Genomic DNA, 18,078 nt, shown 5'->3' with positions numbered 1-18,078 from the left:
CACCCCCTCCACCCCGTCGATCACGGAGCACCGCGCCGTTGTCGTTGTTGACGAGCTGCCACGACCCGATCGAGGATGCGCGTCAGGACACGTCGTCAGCCACGCGTACGTCTCCGGCGTGACCGGCACCGTCGCGCCCCGATGAGGCCGGCCCGCCCAAGGTGCCCGCCGGTGTGGCGCCGCCCCGGGTGCGCTGGATGAGCACGACACAGGCCAGCACCGCGCCGGCCACCACGAGCGTGCCGGGCGTGACCGCCTCACCGAGCAGCACTGCGGACCAGATCAGCGTGAGCACCGGCTGGACGAGCTGGATCTGGCCCACGGTGGCGATGCCGCCCCGGGCCAGCCCGGCGTACCAGGCGAAGAAGCCGAGGAACATCGACACCACGGTGAGGTAGCCGAACCCGGCCCAGGCGCCGACGCCGCCCTGCGGCCGGTGGACGAGCGCGGCTACCGCAGTGACCGGCACGGTGACCGGGAGCGACAGCAGCAAGGCCCAGCAGATCGTGCGGGCACCGCCGAGTTCGCGGGCCAGCCGGCCGCCCTCTGCGTACCCGAGACCGCAGAGCACCACGGCGGCGAGCAGGAACACGTCGGCCGGGGACGGCGCGCCGCGCAACGAGCCGCCGGCGGCGAGGAACGCCAGCACCAGCGCCAGGCCGGTGGCACTGGCGATCCAGAACAGCGGCGGCGGCCGTTCGCCGGCTCGCAGCACCGCGAACACGGCGGTCGTGGCTGGGAGCACTGTGACGACCACCGCGCCGTGCGCGGACGTCTGCGTGGTGAGCGCGAGCGAGGTGAACAGCGGGAAGCCGACGACGACGCCGAGCGCGACGATCGTCAGCCGTCGCCACTGGTCCCGGGTGGGGCGCGGCGCGCCGGTCAGCAGCAGGTAGGCCCACGCGAGCAGCGCCGCGCCGACCGCCCGTCCGAACGCGACGAACCACGGGTCGAGCGCGTGCACCGCGACGCGGGTGGCCGGCAACGACATGCTGAAGGCCAGCACACCCAGCGCGCCCAGGGCGATCCCGGCGCCCGGTCCGGCCGCTACCGTCACCGGCGCAGTAGCGCTACTCTTTACTGTCATGAATGATGGTAGCGCTATCGACCGCGTGGTCCGGCACCTGGGTGCGCTGGCGGCGGATGCCGCCCCCGGCACGCGGCTGCCGTCGGTCCGGGAGCTGACCGCGCACCATCACGTCTCCCCCGTCACCGTCGCCGAGGCGACCCGGCGGCTCGTCGCGGACGGGCTGGTGGAGACCCGGCCTGGTCGCGGCGCGTTCGTGACGGCCCGGCGCCCCGGTCCACCGCGGGCGGACATGTCGTGGCAGACGGTCGCGCTCGGCTCGCGGCGGGGCGGCGAGGACGAGATGCAGGCGCTGCTGGAGTTGCCGCCGTCGGGCGCGATCCCGCTGACCGGCGGCTATCTCGACCCGGATCTCCAGCCGGCCGCCGCGCTCGGTGCGGCGCTCGCCCGCGCGGCCCGGCAGCCGGCCGCCTGGCAGCGCGGCCCGGTCGAGGGACGCCTCGACCTGCGCGCCTGGTTCGCCCGCGAGGCGGGCGGCGGCCTGCGCGCCGAGGACATGGTGATCTGCCCGGGCGGGCAGGCCGCGCTCTCCTCCACGCTGCGGGCGCTCACCGTCCCCGGCGACACGGTCCTGGTCGAGTCCCCCACCTACCTGGGGGCGCTCGCCGCCGCGCGGGCGGCCGGGTTGCGGGTGGTGCCCGTACCCGCCGACGCCGACGGCGTACGCCCCGACCAGCTCGCCGCCGCGTTCGCCCGCACCGGTGCCCGCCTGTTCTACTGCCAGCCGCTGTACGCCAACCCGCACGGCGCGACGCTCTCCCCCGCGCGGCGCGCCCGGGTCACCGAGGCGGTGCGCGACGCCGGGGCGTTCCTGGTCGAGGACGACTACGCCCGCGATCTCACCATCGACGGCCAAGCCCCGCCGCCGCTGGCCGCCGACGACCCGGACGGGCACGTCGTCTACCTGCGCTCGCTGACCAAGCCCACGGCGCCCGGTCTGCGGATCGCCGCGATCGGCGCGCGCGGACCGGCCGGGGCCCGGCTGCGCGCCGCCCGCCTGCTCGACGATCTCTTCGTGGCCGGGCCGCTGCAGCAGGCCGCCGTGGAGTTCCTCACCGCGCCGGCCTGGGACCGGCACCGCCGCGGCCTGCGCGTCCAGTTGCGGGCCCGCCGCGAGGCGCTGCTCGCCGCGCTGGACCGGCACCTGTCGTCGCCGGCCCCGCGCACCGTCCCCCGCGGTGGGCTGCATCTCTGGGTACGGCTGCCCGACGGCACCGACGACGTAGCGGTGACGACGGCTGCCGCCGCGGCGGGCGTCACCGTCTTCCCCGGCCGCCCCTGGTACGCCGCCGAACCGCCGGCCCCGCACCTGCGCCTCACTTACGCCGCCGCCCCGCCCGAGCAGATGGACGAGGCGATCCGCCGCCTGTCCACAGCCCTCCCTGACTGACCGCAGTGGCGGCTCACCCCCGTCGCATCCACCCCACCGCGGATCGGAGTTCGGCCTGACCGACCTCGGCGGCAACGACGGCGGCTGGCTGGCGCCGTGGCTGCTGCCGAACACCGTCACCTGCGACGACCGATCGCCGGTGGTGCCGCCGCCCCGCCCTCGCGCTGGTGACACGACGCGACCCCCGCCGGACGGGCCGGCGGGGGTCGCGTTCGGGGTCGGTCAGGCCTCGGTGAGCTGGCCGCGCAGCTTGGTCAGCGCGCGGGCGAGCAGCCGGGACACGTGCATCTGGGAGACACCGACCCGGGCGGCGATCTCGCTCTGGGTCAGGTTGCCGTAGAAGCGCAGCGTGAGGATCTTCTGCTCGCGCTCGTCGAGCGTGGCGAGCGCCGGGCCGAGCGAGGCGCGCAGCTCGGCCAGCTCGTACTCGTTGTCCTCGGTGCCGAGCGTGTCGCCCAGCTCGGTGGCGCTGTCGCCGTCGCCGATCGGGGTGGACAGCGAGACCGCGTTGTACGCGCGGGCACCCTCCAGGCCCTCCAGCACCTCTTCCTCGGTGACGTCGAGGTGGGCGGCGATGTCGGCGACGGTCGGAGCCCGGTTGAGCGTCTGGGTCAGCGTGCTGTTGGCCTCGGAGATGCGCAGCCGCAGCTCCTGGAGGCGGCGCGGAACCCGGATGTTCCAGGTGCGGTCGCGGAAGTGCCGCTTGATCTCGCCGAGGATGGTCGGGATGGCGAAGCCGGCGAAGTCGACGCCGCGCGAGGCGTCGAACCGGTCGACGGCCTTGATCAGCCCGAGCGCCGCGGTCTGGGCCAGGTCGCCGGCCGGCTCGCCGCGACCGCTGTAGCGGGCGGCCAGGTGGTTCGCCAGCGGCAGCCACGCCTCGATGACCTGGTTGCGCAGGGCGGCCCGCTGCGGGTGGTCGGCGGGCAGTGCGGCGAGCGCCGCGATCAGCTCGCTGGCGCGGGACTCCTCACCGGTCTGCGGCGCGCGGTGCACCTCGGTGGCGGTCGATCCCATGGTCATCGTGGTCATGCTGCCCTTCCTGTCCTCGGAGAACGGGTGGCCTCCCACACCGGTCGTGCCAGCCACACTAGACCAAAGGCCACCGCCAAATCAACCGAAAGGACGATGGAGATTTCGGGTCATAAGCGGACACTCCCGCTGGGAAGGCCGTCAGCGAGGCAACAGCGGGCGGTAGTCGGCCGCCGTGAGCGGCAGCGCGGAGAGGCTCCCGTCCGCGCGTGGCACCTCCAGCGGCTGCCCGTCCCGGCGGAACGCCACGCTGTACACGTCGGGCCGCTGCGTGAGGCTGCACACGATCTGCCCGAAGGCCAGCACTTCGTCGTTGCGGCCGGTCTCCTCCCCGGCCTGGCGTACGTCGACGGTGGCCAGCGTGCCGTCGAGCGTCGCCCCGGCCACCGCCACCGTGCCGGGCAGAGCCGTGGCCAGCCCTCGACTGCGCTCGCCGCCGTCCGGCCCGGCCAGCAGGTGCTGGAGGTGCGCGTCCACCCCCGGCAGCCCGTTCACCCGGCGCTCGACCACGACCAGCCCGTCGTCGCGGACGAAGCAGAACGGCTCGTCCACCCGCCCGTCCCCGTCGGCGGTCGAGGAGACGGTCGGCGTCGGGAAAGCGCCCGGAGGCGTCTGCACCAGGCGGGGCTCCTCGTCCACCGGCACCCCGCAGCCGGCCAGCAGCACCACTGCGAGCAGGCCCGGCAGGAGCCGCCGGCGGCTCATCGCAGCGCTCCGGGCAGCTCGACCCGGAACCGGGCGCCGGGCTCGCGGTCCAGCACCGCGGCCGTACCGCCGTGCGCGGCGGCGTGCTGCGCCACCAGCGCGAGCCCGAGGCCGGTGCCGTCGGTACCGGCCCGGTCGTGCGCCGCCCGCCCCCTGACGAACCGGTCGAAAATGATCTCGCGGTCACCGGGCGGCACGCCCGGGCCGTCGTCGTCGACCTCCAGCACACCCACCCCGGCACGCCCGCCGAGGCGTACCGCGACCGGCCCGCCGCCGTACCGGTCGGCGTTCTCCAACAGGTTCAGCAGCGTCTGGGCGAACCGGCGCCGGTCGACCCACCACAGGCGCGGGGCGTCGCCGTCCACCGTCACCAGGCTCTCCGGCAGCGACCGCTCCCGGCAGACGGTACGAGCCAGCTCCGCCACGTCGACCGTCTCGCGGTGCGCCGGCTGCTCGGTGCGGGCCAGCTGGATGAGGTCGTCGACCAGGCGCTGGAACCGGGTGACCTCGTCGGCGACCAGGCCCGCCGCGGTGGCGGTGCGTTCGTCCTGGTGCTCCCGGCGCCGGTTGAGCACGCTCGCGGCGGCGGCCAGGGTCTGCAACGGCGAGCGCAGCTCGTGGCTCACGTCGGCGGCGAAGCGACGGTCCCGCTCGATATGGCGCACCAGCTTGTCGACCATCTCGTTGAACGAACTGGACAGGCGGGTGAGGTCGGGATCGGTGGTCGGGTCGAGCCGGGTGGCGAAGTCGCCGGCCGCGATCCGTTCCGCCGCGTCGGCGACCGCTGTGAGCGGCCGCAGGCTGTGCCGGGTGGCGTACCAGCCCAGCGCCGCGCCCGCCCCGGCCACCATGATCGCCACGGCGATCAGCGCCAGCCCCACCACCTGGAACGTCTCCTCGACCTCCCGCAGCGAGGTCAGCTCGTAGTAGCCGAGCGCGCCGGGCAGCGGCACGCCGACCAGCAGCGCGGGCTGCCCGTCGAGCCGGATCCGCTGCACCGCGGGCTTGCCGTCGGCCACCATCCGCTGCAACTCCACCGGCACCGAGCTGGCGCCCACGTCGGCGGTGCGGGCGTACCAGCCGTCGGGCAGGTGCAGCAGCGGGCGGCGGGCGCTGCCGGTGTCGAGCGAGCGCAGCACGGCCACCACGTCCGGGGCGCCGGTGTCCAGGCCGGAGCGGACCACTGCGGCGTCGTAGTAGGCGGCCCGAACCGCGGTGCGCTCCCGCTCGTCGAGCAGCGAGCGCCGGGTCAGGTCGTACGAGAAGAGGGCCATCAGCGCGGACAGCAGCAACGCCCCGACGGCGAACGCCGCGGTGACCCGGGCGCGCAGGCCGGGCCGGGTCATCGCTGGAGCTTGTAGCCGAGGCCGCGCAGCGTGACCAGGTGGCGTGGATTGGCCGGATCGGATTCGATCTTCTGCCGGAGCCGGCCCACGTGCACGTCGACGAGCCGCTCGTCGCCGGTCTCGTAGCCCCAGACCCGGCTGAGCAGCTGCTGGCGCGACAGCACCCGGCCGGCGTGCTCGGCCAGCTCGCAGAGCAGCCGGAATTCGGTGCGGGTGACCTGCACCGGCTGTCCCGAGCGGCGCACCTCGCCGGCCTCCGCACTGATCTCCAGGTCGCCGAAGAACTGGGCGGGCACCGGGCCGGCCACCGTGCGTACGCGCCGGCGCAGCGCCCTCAGCCGGGCGGACAGCTCCTTGATCGCGACCGGCTTGACCACGTAGTCGTCGGCGCCCGCCTCCAGCGCGGCGACGATGTCGTGGGTGTCGTCGCGGGCGCTGATCACCACGACCGGCACGTCGTCGTCGCGGCGCAGCTGACGGATGCAGTCGAACCCGTTCATACCGGGCAGCATCAGGTCGACGAGCACGTAGTCCGCCGGCTTCTCCCGCTGCCGGCGCAGGCCGTCCTCGGCGGTCGGCGCGCCGTACGCCTCGTAGCCCTCCTCCTCGAGGGCGAGCTGCAGCGCGAGCCGGATGCGGTCGTCGTCCTCGATCACCAGTACGGCCGTCATATGGGCATCATGACGGGCCCGGCACGGGTCGCCCAGTCGCGTGGGCCGTTCGTGGCTTTTGTCATCGAACCGTCATACAACCGTCCGGTGACCTCCAAGATCCCTGCGCAGAGTGGGGTCTGACCCGATCCCACCACGGAAGCGACCCGATGCCTGCCAGCCTGCCGTCCCCGCCGGAGTCCGCCGTGCCGCACGTGCGCGTGGACATCAGCGACGAGCTGGACCTCACCGGGCTGCCCGAGGTCGCCCACGTGCTGGACCGCATCCTCGCCCTCCGGCCCCGCGAGCTGACCATCGACCTCGCCGGGTGCCGGCATGTGGACGCCGCCGCCGTCTCGCTGCTGCTGGACGTGCACCGCCGGCTGGCGCGACAGGGCGGCCTGCTCACGCTGAGCAACCCACATCCGCGGATCCGGCGCATCCTGGAGAACTCCGGGCTCGGCGCCGTACCCGTCGTCGACACGCCCCGACCGGCCGCGCGCGGCCGGGCCCGGGTCGCGTCCGCAGCACGCTGAGGAGGAGTGGTGACCAGCAGCACGCTCGTCGGAGCGCTCGTGGTGGGTCTGGCCGTCGGCGGGCTGGGACGGCTCGTCCTGCCGGGGCGCAAGGCCGTCCCGGTGTGGCTGACACTCGCGCTCGGCGTGGCGTCCGCGCTGCTCGGCGCAATCGTGGTCGGGCTGGTGGACCACCGCACCGACGGATCGCCCGTGCTGCCGCTGGTGGTGCAGACCGGCTTCGCCGCCGTGGCGGTCGTGCTGGCGGTGGTCGCCGCCGGCCGGCCGGAGGCGGAGGGGCAGACGCCGCCCGGTACGGGCGGCCGGGGGAAGGAGGAGGTGTGACCGTCGTACCCACCGACCACCTCATGATGCTCATCTGCGACGGCTGCGGCGACAGCGTCACCGGCACGGGCGCCACGCTGCCCGACGCGGAGGTGGTGTGGACGCTCGTGTTCGAGCACGACTGGGTCGGCTCGCCGTTCGCGTCCGGACCGCATCACTGCCCGCGGTGCAGCACCCGAGCGGCCATCGCCGACGACGGTCTGGGCCTGGACGACCTGGAACAGGTCGCCGGCACCCCGGCCGCCCACGACGCCGACCCGGCCACCGCGGTCCGCCGCGCTCTCGACGAGCGTTCCCTGGGCGACGACATGGAACTGGTCGACCTGTCCCGCCTGGAGGTGATCGACTCCGCCGGGCTCAGCCTGCTGGTGCGCGCCCACCAGGACGCCCGCCGCGACGGCCGGCAACTGTGCCTGATGTCCCCGTCGCGGTTCGTGCTCACCGTGCTGCACACCATGCGGCTCGACGGCGTCTTCACCGTCGTCGACGGCCGCGTCCCGGTGCCGGGCCCCGCGTCCCGGCAACCGGTCCTGACCGAACAGAAGGAGCCCTCCCCGTGGTGATGCCCTGGCCGTACCCCGAGTTCCCGTATACCGGCGACGGACCGGAGCCCGACGACGCGGACACCCGGCTCGCATCGCTCGTCGCGCAGCGGCTCAGCGCCGACTGGACCACCCGCCGGCAGCAGATCACCGTGACGGTGCAGAACCGCGTGGTCATCCTCGCCGGCCTGGTGGCCGACCCGGCGACGCGCCTGGTCGCGGCCGAGCTGGCCTGGGACGTGCCGGGCGTGTTCGACGTCTGCAACGCACTGCGGCTCTACGGCGGACGGCGCGGCGGCCGCTGAGCGGCGGCTGTCGCACGCATCGGCATCCGCCTCCACGCCCGGCCGTGGGAGCGCCTCCCAGGCCGCAGCGCCGGGCTTTCCGGGCAGGTTCACGACGGGCACCGTCCGGTCACCATCCAGACGACGGGACCTTCCCGCATGTTCTCGACTCCCCACCGGCACCTGCTCGTCGGCGGCGCGGTCGGGAGGCGGCTTCACCGCGACAGTGGCGGTACGCAACCTCGGCGACCCGGTGAGCAACTGCGCCCCGCCCTGGCCGCCGGACGACGGGTGATCCGGCCCGTACCGTGAAGGGATGACGCCTCCCGCCACCGTGCTGCTGGTCTTCGGCCGTGGGGTGGTGGCCGGCGCGGGCGGCTACCGGCTCACCACGGAGAGCGTCGCACGCACCGAGGCGGCGGTGGCCTACGTCCGCGCGCACGCCGAGGCGTTCCGCCGCGCGCCCGGCGCCCGGGTGGTGTTCACCGGCGGCTGGCCGCACGGCCCGGCCGGCGCGCCCGCCCCGCCCGCCGGATACCGCGAGGCGGAACTGATGCGGGCCCTCGCACGCGCGGCCGGGCTCGACACGTACGCCCGGTCGGCCGCCGAGACCCGCTCCCGCACCACGGTGCAGAACCTCGCGCACACCGTCCAGGACGGGCTCCTCGACACGGCGGAGTTCACCGCGCAGCGCCCGCTCGGGCTGGTCTCCCACCCGTGGCACCTGCCCCGCGTCCGGCTGCTCGCCGCGCGCGTGCTCGGCCTGTCCGGCCCGGCGCTGGCCGACGTGCCGGTGACCTCGCCCGACCCGGTGCCCGTGCGGCGGGAGCGGGCCGCGCGGGCGTTCAGCCGGATCGGCTTCCTCGGTGTGCGCACCCCGGAGGCGTCGCTGCGCCGCGAGCGCGCGCTGACCCGCGCGGCCGACCGGATCGGACGCCTCACGCCCCGCCGGTGATTCACCGCCGCGCACCGGGGGTACGAGCGTCCTCGATCGACCCGGCGGGCCGTACCGGCGGGCGAGTCCACCCGGGAGGTTCCGTGATCGTGATCGTGCCGGTGTACCGACCGGGTGACCGGCTGCCGCCGCTGGTCGGCGACCTGCGCGCGGCGCTGCCCGGCGCGGACGTGCTCGTCGTCGACGACGGCAGCGGCCCGTCCGCCGCCGGGGTGCTGCGCGCGGCCCGCGACCGGGGCGCGACGGTGCTGCGCCGCCGGGTCAACCGGGGCAAGGGCGTGGTGCTTCGCACCGGCTTCCGGTACGCCTCGACGCGCCACCCCGGACGCGACGTGGTCTGTGTGGACGCCGACGGCCAGCACGGCGTGCCCGACGTGTGCCGCGTGGTGGACCGGATGCGCGCCACCGGGGCGCCGGCGCTCGGCGTCCGCGAGTTCGACGGCGAGGTCCCGGCACGCAGCAGGTTCGGCAACGCGGCGACCCGGGTGGCGTTCCGGCTGGTAACCGGCCGGGACGTCCGGGACACCCAGACCGGGCTGCGCGCCTACCCGGCCGCGCTGCTCGGCTGGCTCACCACGATCCCGGGCGACCGCTTCGAGTACGAGATGACGGTGCTGCTGCGGATGGTGCGCGCCGGGCTGCCGGTCGAGCAGGTGGACATCGTCACCCGGTACCACGGCGACAACTCGGGATCGCACTTCTCGGCGCTCGCCGACTCGGTGCGGATCTACCGGCCGCTGGCCGCCTCCGCCGTCGCGCGCGCGACCGGGCGCTCCGAGGTGGACGAGGTACCGGCCATCGGGCTCAGCCCTGCCAGTCCTTCCGCCGCCGGTCGGACTTGTTGAGGACGAACAGCTCGCCCCGGCGCCGGACCATGATCGGGCCGGCCTTGCGCTTGAGCCCGCGCAGGGACGGTCCGGCGGTCGCCTCCCCCATCTCGTCGCCGGGCTGTGGAAGGCTTGTCCGCGTGGCACATCGACAGCCGATCCTTCTGATCGACTCCCCCAGCCTCTACTTCCGCGCCTACTTCGGCATTCCCGAGTCGGCCGCGAAGACCGGCGACGGCCAGCCGGTGAACGCCGTACGCGGGTTCCTCGACATGCTCGCCCAGCTCGTACGCACCCGCCGGCCCGGCCGCATGATCTGCGCGCTCGACCACGACTGGCGCCCGGCCTGGCGGGTCGAGCTGCTGCCGTCGTACAAGGCGCACCGGGTCGCGCCCGAGGGCGGCGAGGTCGTGCCGGACACGCTGTCCCCGCAGGTGCCGATGATCCTTGAGGTGCTGGACGCGCTCGGCATCCCGGCGGTGGGGGCCACCGGCTACGAGGCCGACGACGTGCTCGGCACGCTCGCGGCGACCCAGCCGGGCCCGGTCGAGGTGGTCTCCGGCGACCGCGACCTGTTCCAGCTCGTCGACGACGCGCACCCGGTGCGCCTGCTCTACGTCGGCCGGGGCGTGGCCAAGCTGGACGACTGCGACGATACGGCGGTCCGCGCCCGCTACGGCGTACCGGCCGACCGGTACGCCGACTTCGCGGCGCTGCGCGGCGACCCCAGCGACGGGCTGCCCGGCGTGGCAGGGGTCGGTGAGAAGACCGCCGCCCGGCTGATCGACCGCTACGGCGGGCTGGACGGCATCCTGGCCGCGCTCGACGACCCCCGCTCCGGTTTCGCGCCGGGGCTGCGGGCGAAGCTGGACGCCGCCCGCGACTACCTGGCCGTGGCGCCGAAGGTGGTCCGGGTCGCCACCGACGTGCCGCTGCCCGAGCTGGACCCGGCGCTGCCCACGTCCCCCGCCGACCCGGACCGGCTGCTGGAGCTGGCGCAGCGCTGGAACCTGGCCGGCTCGTGCCGCCGCCTGGTCGACGCGCTGGCGGGCGACCGATCGTGATCAGTTGATCACGAAGGGCGGTCGGTGCTCCGGCGGGACGGGAACGGCGCGCCGGGCTGCGCCAGCGTCGAGCGGGCCCGCAGGCCGACCGGGTCCGGCGCGGGTTCGGCGGCCACCGTCTGCGGCGCCACGTCGAGCCGCGAGCTGACGTACGCGGCCCCGGCGCGGTCGTCGTCCGACGGCGCGGCGAGCAGCGCGTAGACCAGGCCGACCACGCCGAAGACCACTGCCAGCACGATCGGCACCAGCAGGCCACTGACCTCGGTGCCGGAGACCGGGCCGCTGCCCTCGTGCAGGTGCACCGACAGCGCGCTCATGCCGGTGAAGTGCATGCCGTTGACCGCGATGCCCATGACCAGCGCCGACGCGGCGATGGCGAGCCCTCGCCGGACGGTCATCGCCAGCCAGAGCGCCACGGTGGCGGCCACGATCGCGATGACCACCGACAGCGTGACCCGTAGCGGGTCGTAGCCGAGCGAGCCGTCCAGGCGCATGGCGGCCATGCCGGTGTAGTGCATGGCGGCCACCCCGGCGCCGGTGAAGGACCCGCCGACCAGCAGCCGCGGCGCGGCCAGCCGGCCGGTGCCCACGATGGCCAGCCCGATGCCCACCGCGGCCACCGCGATCGCCGTGCTGGCGGCCGTCAGCGGCACGTCGTAACGGATCCGGGTGCCGCCGACGGCGAAGCCCAGCATCGCCATGAAGTGCATGGCCCAGATGGCCGTACCGCCCAGCGCCCACGCGGCGAGCAGACCCCACCAGGCGCGCTGACCGCCGCTGGTGGCGGTCCGGATCCGCCCGGCGCAGACCAGCCCGAGCGCCGAGCCGAGCACCGACAGCGCGTAGCTGAGCGCCGGTGTGATCCACCCGTACTCAAAGTGATTGATCTCGCCCACGACGCCTTCCCTCACCATCGACCGGAGGGCGCCCCACGGCGCGCCCCTGGCAATGATGGGACAGGCCCTGACCAGGGCACACATCGGCCCCCCGATAATTCATCCGGTGGCAGCGCCGTGACGCAGCGGTGCGTCGATTTCCGGCAAGTGGTGACCGAAAGTGACCGTCAGGCGGAGGCGTGGTAGGCCAGTACGCCCCGGTTGACCGCCGCGATGGTCTGCCGGGCGGTGCCGCGCAGCTCGGCCGTGGCACCACCCGAGTCGGCGATCTGCCCGAGCAGGTCGACCACCTGGCGCGCCCAGCGGACGAAGTCGCCCGCCGGCATCTCCCCGTCGATCTGGTGGCCGCTGGCCAGCACCTTCGCCAACGCCTCGCCGCGCGCCCACCGGTAGATCGGCCAGGCGAAGCCGAGATCGGGCTCCCGGGTCACGGCCAGGCCGCGCGCCGCCTCGTCCGCCTCGATGTCGCCCCACAACTCGAGCGTCGCGTCGACCGCGTCGGCCACCCCGCCGCGCGGCAACGACGCCCGCTCGTCGACGTCGCGGCGCGCCTCGAAGACCACCACCGACACGGCGGCGGCCAGCTCGGCCGGGGACAGGCCGTCCCACACCCGGCGGCGCAGGCACTCGGCCACCAGCAGGTCGGCCTCGGTCCAGATCCGTGCCAGCATCCGCCCGGCGTCGGTGACCTCGCCGTCGGCGGCCAGGTAGCCGCGCGCCGTCAGCAACGCGACGATCCGGTCGAAGGTACGGGCCAGCGAGCCGGTCCGCCCGGACACCCGCTGGCGCAGCTCCTCGGTGTCGCGTTCCAGCCGGCGCCGCCGCTCCGCCCAGCGGGCGTGTTCCTCCCGGTCCGGGCAGGCATGACACGGGTGGGCGCGCAGCTCGACGCGGAGCTGGCTGAGCCGGTGGTCCTCCCCCACCGCCTGACGGGACCGGCCACCCCGCCGGCCACCCCGCCGGCCACCGTGCCGGTCCAGGCCGGTGCCGCTGACCGCGGCGGCCAGATCCCGCCGGGCCGCGGGTGAGCGGTGGTTGAAGTGCTTCGGCACCCGGATGCGGGTGAGCACCTCGGCCGGGGTGGTGAAGTCACCAGGGGTGACCCGCCCGGCCCAGCGGTCCTGGGTCAGGACCAGCGGCCGGGGCTCGCCGAAACCGCCGGTGGCCGGGTCCAGCACCACCGCCAGGCCGGCCCGCCGCCCGGACGGCACCCGGATCACGTCACCGACCCGCAGCCGCTCCAGCGAGGCGACGGCCGCCGCCTTGCGCTGGGTCTGCCCCTGCCGGGCGATGGCGCGTTCCCGGTCGGCGATCGCCACCCGCAGCGCGAAGTACTCGTCGAAGTCGCCGTGGTGGCAGGCGGCCTCCGCGCCGTACGCGTCGATGGTCTCGGTGTTGCGCTGCACCTGCCGGGCCAGGCCGACCACCGACCGGTCGGCCTGGAACTGCGCGAACGAGGACTCGAGCAGCTCCCGGGCCGGCGCCGCGCCGACGCTGCCGACCAGGTTGACGGCCATGTTGTACGACGGCCGGAAGCTGGAGCGCAGCGGATAGGTGCGGGTGGAGGCGAGCCCGGCGACGTGCCGGGGATCGGTCTCCGGCGACCAGACGACGACCGCGTGGCCCTCCACGTCGATGCCCCGGCGGCCGGCCCGGCCGGTGAGCTGGGTGTACTCGCCGGGGGTGAGGTCGACGTGGGCCTCACCGTTGAACTTGACCAGACGTTCCAGCACCACGCAGCGGGCCGGCATGTTGATGCCCAGCGCGAGCGTCTCGGTGGCGAAGACGGCCTTGACCAGCCCGCGGACGAACAGCTCCTCGACGACCTCCTTGAACGCCGGGAGCATGCCGGCGTGGTGCGCGGCGAGGCCGCGCTCCAGGCCGTCGAGCCACTCCCAGTAGCCGAGCACCGACAGGTCCTCGCCGGGGATGGCGGTGACCTTGGACTCCACCACCCGGCGGATCTCGGCACGCTCGTCCGGGGAGGTGAGTCGCAGCCCGGCGGCCAGGCACTGCTGCACGGCGGCGTCGCAGCCGGCCCGGCTGAAGATGAACAGGATGGCCGGGAGCAGCCCCTCGCGGTCGAGCCGGTCGACGACGTCCGGGCGCATCGGGCCGCGCCAGCGCGGGCCGCGCCGTCCGCCGCCGGGGCCGGCGCTGCGGCCCTCGCCCAGCTCCAGCCGGCGCATCGTGTCCCGGGTGTAGCGCAGCAACTCGGGATGGACGTCGTGCTTGCGGGCGGCGTCGGCGTCGTGGAAAAGGTCGAACATCCGTTTGCCGACGAGCATGTGCTGCCACAGCGGCACCGGCCGGTGCTCGGAGACCACCACGGCGGTCTCGCCGCGTACGGTGACCAGCCAGTCGGCGAACTCCTCGGCGTTGGAGACGGTGGCCGACAGCGACACGAGCGTGACCGACTCGGGCAGGTGGATGATCACCTCTTCCCAGACCCCGCCGCGGAACCGGTCGGCCAGGTAGTGGACCTCGTCCATGACCACGTACGCCAGGCCTTCGAGGGTGGCCGAGCCGGCGTAGAGCATGTTGCGCAGCACCTCGGTGGTCATCACCACCACGGGCGCGTCGCCGTTTATCGCGTTGTCACCGGTCAGCAGGCCGACCTGCGCGGCGCCGTAGCGGTCCACCAGGTCGTGGTACTTCTGGTTGGACAGCGCCTTGATCGGCGTGGTGTAGAAGCACTTGCGCCGGGTCGCGGGCGCGTCGCCGCCGGGCCGGCCGCGCAGCGCCAGGTGCACCGCAAACTCGCCCACCACGGTCTTCCCGGCGCCGGTGGGCGCGCAGACCAGCACGCCGCTGCCCCGCTCCAGCGCCTCGCACGCCTCGCGCTGGAAGTCGTCAAGATCGAACCCGAGATCCAGCGAGAATTCGTCCAGGGCCGGGAAGGCGGAGGCCTGCGCGGCCCGGCGGCGCGCCGCGGCGTACCGCTCGGCGGGGCTCGACATGGTTCCAAGATTAATCGGTGCCGCCGACGAGTACCGGTCAAGGCCATCCGGCAGGACGATCGGAGCGGTCGGTAGGGTGCACGACGTGCCGGACCGTACCGAACTGCCCCACGTCTCGAGCGGCGCCGACGACGCCGTCCGCCCGGGCCCGTCCCGCCGGCCCGTGGAGGCGGTGCTCTTCGACTTCCACGGCACCCTCGCCCAGGTGGAGGAGCCACTGGCCTGGGTGCTCGCCGCCGCGTCCGCCTGCGGCGTCGAGCTGGACCGGATCCGGGCCACGTCGCTGGCCGACCGGCTGCTCACCGCCGGGCGCGCCGGTGGCCCGCTGCCGGCACGGGTGCCGCCCCGGCTGGCCGAGCTGTGGGCCGACCGTGACCTCTACCCGCACGCGCACCGGGGCGCGTACACCGGGCTGGCCGAGACCGTGGACACCGGCATCGACGGGTTCGCCGACGCGCTCTACGAGCGGGTGCTGGTGCCCGAGGGCTGGGTGCCCTACCCGGACACCGCGCCGGTGCTGGGCGCGCTGCGGTCCGCCGGGGTCAAGGTGGCGGTGGTCAGCAACATCGGCTTCGACCTGCGGCCGCTGTTCGCCGCCTGGGACCTCGACGCGCTCGTCGACGCGTACGCGCTGTCGTACGAGGTGGGGCGCTGCAAGCCGGACCCGGGCATCTTCCTGCGGGCCTGCGGCATGCTCGGCGTCGACCCGGAGCGCACGCTCATGGTGGGCGACACACCGGCCGACGCGGGCGCGGTGGCCGCCGGGTGCGGGGTGCTGGTGCTGCCCTGCGCCGACGCGGGCCGCGCGAACGGGCTCGGCGCGGTGCTGGACCTGGCCGGGGCCGCCTGACCGCTGGGCCGGGGTGAGCGGCGCGGACCCGTCCCGGTCCACCGGCTACCGTCAGGGGCATGACCGGTGCCCACCCCTTGCCGCAGCGTGCGCCGGGACGGCTCGGCGGGGTCGCGCTGGTGCTCGGTGGGGCGCTGTCGGTGCAGTTCGGCTCCGCGCTGGCCGCGCTGCTGTTCCCGCGGACCGGGGTGGCCGGGGCGGTGACGCTGCGGCTGACCGTCGGCGCGCTGCTGATGCTCGTGGTCTGCCGGCCCCGGGTACGCGGGTACGGGCGCCGCGACTGGGCCGCCGTGCTGGCGTTCGGGCTGGCCCTGGCCGGCATGAACTCGATCTTCTACCAGGCGATCGAGCGGATCCCGCTCGGCCCGGCCGTCACGCTGGAGGTGCTCGGCCCGCTGGCGCTGTCAGTGGTCGCCGCGCGTCGGCCGGCCGCCTGGTGCTGGGCCGCGCTGGCGCTGGCCGGGGTGGTCCTGCTCGGGCAGGGCGGGTTCGACCGGCTCGACCCGGCCGGTGCCGCGCTGGCGCTGACAGCGGGTGCCATGTGGGCCGCGTACATCGTCTGCTCGGCGCGGATCGGCGCGCGGTTCCCCGGCGCCGACGGGCTGGCGCTCGCGCTGACCGTCGCCGCGCTGCTCACCCTGCCGTTCGGGCTGGCCGACGGGGGTGGTCGCCTGGCCGATCCGGTGGTGCTGGGGCTCGGTACCGGGCTGGCGCTGCTCGCCTCGGTGCTGCCGTACAGCCTGGAACTGGCCGCGCTGCGGCGGCTGCCGACCGCGACGTTCGCGGTGATGATGAGTCTCGGTCCGGCGATCGCCGCGGTGGCCGGCTGGCTGGTACTCGGCCAGGCGCTGCGCCCGGTCGAGATGCTCGCCATCGGACTGGTGGTCGCCGCGAGCGCGGGCGCGGTCCGCGCCGCCGCGCCGCCGTCTTCTCCCGCGCCGCCCGCGCCGCCCGGAATCGGCCCGCCGGGTGCCGAGGACCCGGCGGTCAGCGCAGCAGCCGCAGCGCCGCCGGCACGGCGGTGACGGTCACCGGCAGGTCGAAGGAGCGCTCCCCGTCGGCGTACGCGGTGATGCCCTCGGCGGACAGCTCCACCGTCCGCGTGCGGTAGACGCGCACCAGCGGGTGCGTGACGTGGGTGCCCTGGTAGATCTGCGGCTTGACCCGCATCAGGGTGCGCCTGTCGAACCGGCCGCCGACCACCACGTCGAGCAGGCCGTCGTGCGGGTCGGCGTCCGGGCAGATCCGCATGCCGCCGCCGTAGCTGGCCGCGTTGCCCACCGCGACCAGCACCGCGTCGATCTCCTGCGTTACCCCGTCGAGGACCAGCCGGTAGCGGCGGGGCCGCAGCCGGGCCAGCTCCACCACGATCGCCAGGTCGTACCGGCGCGGGCCGCGCGGCCAGCGCATCCGGTTGGCGCGTTCGTTGACGATCGCGTCGAAACCGGCCGCGAGCACCGCGCCGAACCAGCGGTCCGTCTCCCCGGGCCGGGACAGCTGGGCCAGGTCGACCGGGCGGGCGCGGCCGGCGGCGAGCGCCGCGGTGATCACGTCGACGGCGGCGATCGGGTCGGCCGGGAAGCCGGTCTCCACCGCGAAGTCGTTGCCGGTGCCCGCCGGGACCGGCCCGAACGCCACGGCCGTGCCGGCTACCGCCTGCATCGCCCGGTGCACCGTGCCGTCGCCGCCGACCGCGACGAGCGCCCCGGCGCCGCCGGCGACCGCGGCGTGGCACGCCGCCTCCGCCTCCTCGGGGGTACGCGCGCGCAGCAGCTCGACCGGGCGGCCCGCTCCGGCGAGGCGCTGAAGGATCCCGGGCAGCAGACCGCGGTGCCGCCCCCGGCCCGCGGTCGGGTTGGCGAGCACGGCGACGGGGCCGGGCGGGACATGATCGTGCGCGGTCACGGCGAGCACCGTACGGCACGGCTCGCGCCGCCCACCAGAGCCAGGTCGCGCCGCGGGCAGGCGGCACACGCCGACGGCGCCCGGCCGGGGGTGCCGGACGCCGTGGCGGGGTGGTTCAGGGGAGGTCGATCGGGCGCAGCACCCGGTTCACCGCGTGCGCGATCTGCTTGTTGCCCTTGTTGATGTCGTACCGCACCACCCACGCGTCGCGGTCGCTGGTGTCGGCATCGACCAGCCGCACCTGCCGGCCGAACCAGTGGTGCTTCACGTCCACCTCGACGGTGGCGCCGAGCGCGGTGGTCAGGTCAGCGCCGTCGGCCGTCAGCGCCGCCTTCCGGTCGATCGTCGCGCCCGGCACGACGTGGTAGAGCAGGACGTCCTCGACGGTGTCCACGCCCAGGCCGGCGACCGCGTCGAACGCGGCCTTCTCGCCGGGCAGCCTCGTCGCGGCGGTGATGTCCCGGACCAGCTCGCGGAACGCGTAGTCGTTCGGCACGAACGCGGTCACCGCGACGGTGCCGTCGGTGAGCACCTTGACCGGCGAGTCCGGCTTGGCCTGCAGCACCGTCAGGACCGCCTTCGTGAGGACGTCGAAGTCCCACGGGTTGTGGTCGAAGCCGCTCTTGTCGGCGGTGAGCACGGCGGCCAGCGACCGCGTACCCGGCTGCTTGGCACCGGCCTGGGCGGGCACGGCGACGGCGGTGGCGCCCACGGCCAGCCGGGCG

The 18,078-nt window shown here is 75.0% G+C and carries 20 protein-coding genes; 10 read left to right on the top strand and 10 right to left on the bottom strand.

The window, feature by feature from the left end; genetic code table 11:
• Positions 1 to 82 precede the first annotated feature (82 nt).
• On the bottom strand, positions 83 to 1,087 hold the full coding sequence (locus tag GA0070215_RS06715; protein ID WP_091042985.1) for a DMT family transporter: 1,005 nt from the start codon (positions 1,085 to 1,087) through the stop codon (positions 83 to 85).
• On the opposite strand from GA0070215_RS06715, the gene GA0070215_RS06710 reads away from it, so the two are divergent.
• The gene (locus tag GA0070215_RS06710; protein WP_091042982.1) at positions 1,086 to 2,477 is read left to right on the top strand and encodes an aminotransferase-like domain-containing protein; all 1,392 of its coding nucleotides are present in this window, start codon (positions 1,086 to 1,088) and stop codon (positions 2,475 to 2,477) included. The genes GA0070215_RS06715 and GA0070215_RS06710 overlap by 2 nt on opposite strands.
• 222 nt (positions 2,478 to 2,699) lie before the next feature.
• Here GA0070215_RS06710 and GA0070215_RS06705 read toward each other — a convergent pair whose 3' ends face one another.
• The 4 genes from GA0070215_RS06705 to GA0070215_RS06690 all read right to left on the bottom strand — a co-directional run bounded on the left by GA0070215_RS06705 (position 2,700) and on the right by GA0070215_RS06690 (position 6,231).
• Positions 2,700 to 3,509 (bottom strand): SigB/SigF/SigG family RNA polymerase sigma factor, encoded by an 810-nt coding sequence (locus tag GA0070215_RS06705; protein WP_018784464.1) that lies wholly within the window; start codon positions 3,507 to 3,509, stop codon positions 2,700 to 2,702.
• A gap of 141 nt (positions 3,510 to 3,650) precedes the next feature.
• A complete protein-coding gene (locus tag GA0070215_RS06700) occupies positions 3,651 to 4,214 on the bottom strand; it encodes a GerMN domain-containing protein (protein WP_091042980.1) in 564 nt (187 codons plus the stop codon).
• On the bottom strand, positions 4,211 to 5,560 hold the full coding sequence (locus tag GA0070215_RS06695) for a sensor histidine kinase (RefSeq protein ID WP_018784466.1): 1,350 nt from the start codon (positions 5,558 to 5,560) through the stop codon (positions 4,211 to 4,213). The genes GA0070215_RS06700 and GA0070215_RS06695 overlap by 4 nt, the downstream gene beginning before the upstream one ends.
• On the bottom strand, positions 5,557 to 6,231 hold the full coding sequence (locus GA0070215_RS06690; RefSeq protein ID WP_018784467.1) for a response regulator transcription factor: 675 nt from the start codon (positions 6,229 to 6,231) through the stop codon (positions 5,557 to 5,559). The genes GA0070215_RS06695 and GA0070215_RS06690 overlap by 4 nt, the downstream gene beginning before the upstream one ends.
• 149 nt (positions 6,232 to 6,380) lie before the next feature.
• Here GA0070215_RS06690 and GA0070215_RS06685 point away from each other — a divergent pair, with 149 nt between their 5' ends.
• The 6 genes from GA0070215_RS06685 (at position 6,381) to GA0070215_RS06660 (ending at position 9,696) form a co-directional block, all read left to right on the top strand.
• Positions 6,381 to 6,746, top strand: coding sequence for an STAS domain-containing protein (locus GA0070215_RS06685; RefSeq protein ID WP_018784468.1), 366 nt, complete (start codon positions 6,381 to 6,383; stop codon positions 6,744 to 6,746).
• Positions 6,747 to 6,755: 9 nt separating this feature from the next.
• The gene (locus tag GA0070215_RS06680) at positions 6,756 to 7,070 is read left to right on the top strand and encodes a GlsB/YeaQ/YmgE family stress response membrane protein (RefSeq protein WP_026267664.1); all 315 of its coding nucleotides are present in this window, start codon (positions 6,756 to 6,758) and stop codon (positions 7,068 to 7,070) included.
• Entirely contained in the window at positions 7,067 to 7,633 is a 567-nt protein-coding gene (locus tag GA0070215_RS06675; protein WP_018784470.1) for an STAS domain-containing protein, read from the top strand. The genes GA0070215_RS06680 and GA0070215_RS06675 overlap by 4 nt, the downstream gene beginning before the upstream one ends.
• Positions 7,627 to 7,917, top strand: a complete 291-nt coding sequence (locus GA0070215_RS06670) for a BON domain-containing protein (RefSeq protein WP_018784471.1) — start codon at positions 7,627 to 7,629, stop codon at positions 7,915 to 7,917. The genes GA0070215_RS06675 and GA0070215_RS06670 overlap by 7 nt, the downstream gene beginning before the upstream one ends.
• A gap of 295 nt (positions 7,918 to 8,212) precedes the next feature.
• Positions 8,213 to 8,851 (top strand): YdcF family protein, encoded by a 639-nt coding sequence (locus GA0070215_RS06665; RefSeq protein ID WP_091042976.1) that lies wholly within the window; start codon positions 8,213 to 8,215, stop codon positions 8,849 to 8,851.
• Positions 8,852 to 8,940: 89 nt separating this feature from the next.
• Positions 8,941 to 9,696: a glycosyltransferase family 2 protein gene (locus GA0070215_RS06660; RefSeq protein ID WP_244166897.1), complete on the top strand. Its 756-nt coding sequence runs from the start codon at positions 8,941 to 8,943 to the stop codon at positions 9,694 to 9,696.
• On the opposite strand, the gene GA0070215_RS06655 is transcribed toward GA0070215_RS06660, so the two are convergent.
• Positions 9,656 to 9,787, bottom strand: coding sequence for a 50S ribosomal protein L36 (locus tag GA0070215_RS06655; protein WP_091042971.1), 132 nt, complete (start codon positions 9,785 to 9,787; stop codon positions 9,656 to 9,658). The two genes, GA0070215_RS06660 and GA0070215_RS06655, sit on opposite strands and share 41 nt — an antisense overlap.
• Before the next feature lie 31 nt (positions 9,788 to 9,818).
• Here GA0070215_RS06655 and GA0070215_RS06650 point away from each other — a divergent pair, with 31 nt between their 5' ends.
• Positions 9,819 to 10,742, top strand: coding sequence for a 5'-3' exonuclease (locus tag GA0070215_RS06650; protein WP_018784475.1), 924 nt, complete (start codon positions 9,819 to 9,821; stop codon positions 10,740 to 10,742).
• Between the two features lie 8 nt (positions 10,743 to 10,750).
• Here GA0070215_RS06650 and GA0070215_RS06645 read toward each other — a convergent pair whose 3' ends face one another.
• Positions 10,751 to 11,638 (bottom strand): MHYT domain-containing protein, encoded by an 888-nt coding sequence (locus tag GA0070215_RS06645; protein WP_018784476.1) that lies wholly within the window; start codon positions 11,636 to 11,638, stop codon positions 10,751 to 10,753.
• 167 nt (positions 11,639 to 11,805) lie between these two features.
• Positions 11,806 to 14,598, bottom strand: a complete 2,793-nt coding sequence (locus GA0070215_RS06640) for a DEAD/DEAH box helicase (protein ID WP_091042968.1) — start codon at positions 14,596 to 14,598, stop codon at positions 11,806 to 11,808.
• Between the two features lie 85 nt (positions 14,599 to 14,683).
• On the opposite strand from GA0070215_RS06640, the gene GA0070215_RS06635 reads away from it, so the two are divergent.
• Both GA0070215_RS06635 and GA0070215_RS06630 read left to right on the top strand, forming a co-directional pair.
• Positions 14,684 to 15,448, top strand: a complete 765-nt coding sequence (locus GA0070215_RS06635; RefSeq protein WP_091043674.1) for an HAD family hydrolase — start codon at positions 14,684 to 14,686, stop codon at positions 15,446 to 15,448.
• Between the two features lie 59 nt (positions 15,449 to 15,507).
• Entirely contained in the window at positions 15,508 to 16,473 is a 966-nt protein-coding gene (locus GA0070215_RS06630) for an EamA family transporter (protein ID WP_018784479.1), read from the top strand.
• On the opposite strand, the gene GA0070215_RS06625 is transcribed toward GA0070215_RS06630, so the two are convergent.
• Together GA0070215_RS06625 and GA0070215_RS06620 are read right to left on the bottom strand one after the other, a co-directional pair.
• Complete coding sequence (locus GA0070215_RS06625; protein ID WP_091042965.1) at positions 16,436 to 17,362, bottom strand: diacylglycerol kinase family protein; 927 nt, start codon at positions 17,360 to 17,362, stop codon at positions 16,436 to 16,438. The two genes, GA0070215_RS06630 and GA0070215_RS06625, sit on opposite strands and share 38 nt — an antisense overlap.
• A 106-nt stretch (positions 17,363 to 17,468) precedes the next feature.
• A complete protein-coding gene (locus tag GA0070215_RS06620; RefSeq protein WP_244166896.1) occupies positions 17,469 to 18,065 on the bottom strand; it encodes a fasciclin domain-containing protein in 597 nt (198 codons plus the stop codon).
• Positions 18,066 to 18,078 lie beyond the last annotated feature (13 nt).

Source organism: Micromonospora marina, assembly GCF_900091565.1.
In the GTDB taxonomy this organism is placed as follows: Bacteria; Actinomycetota; Actinomycetes; order Mycobacteriales; family Micromonosporaceae; genus Micromonospora; species Micromonospora marina.
The sequence above is the reverse complement of the archived record's forward strand: the minus strand, read 5'-3'. Positions and strand labels throughout refer to the sequence as shown.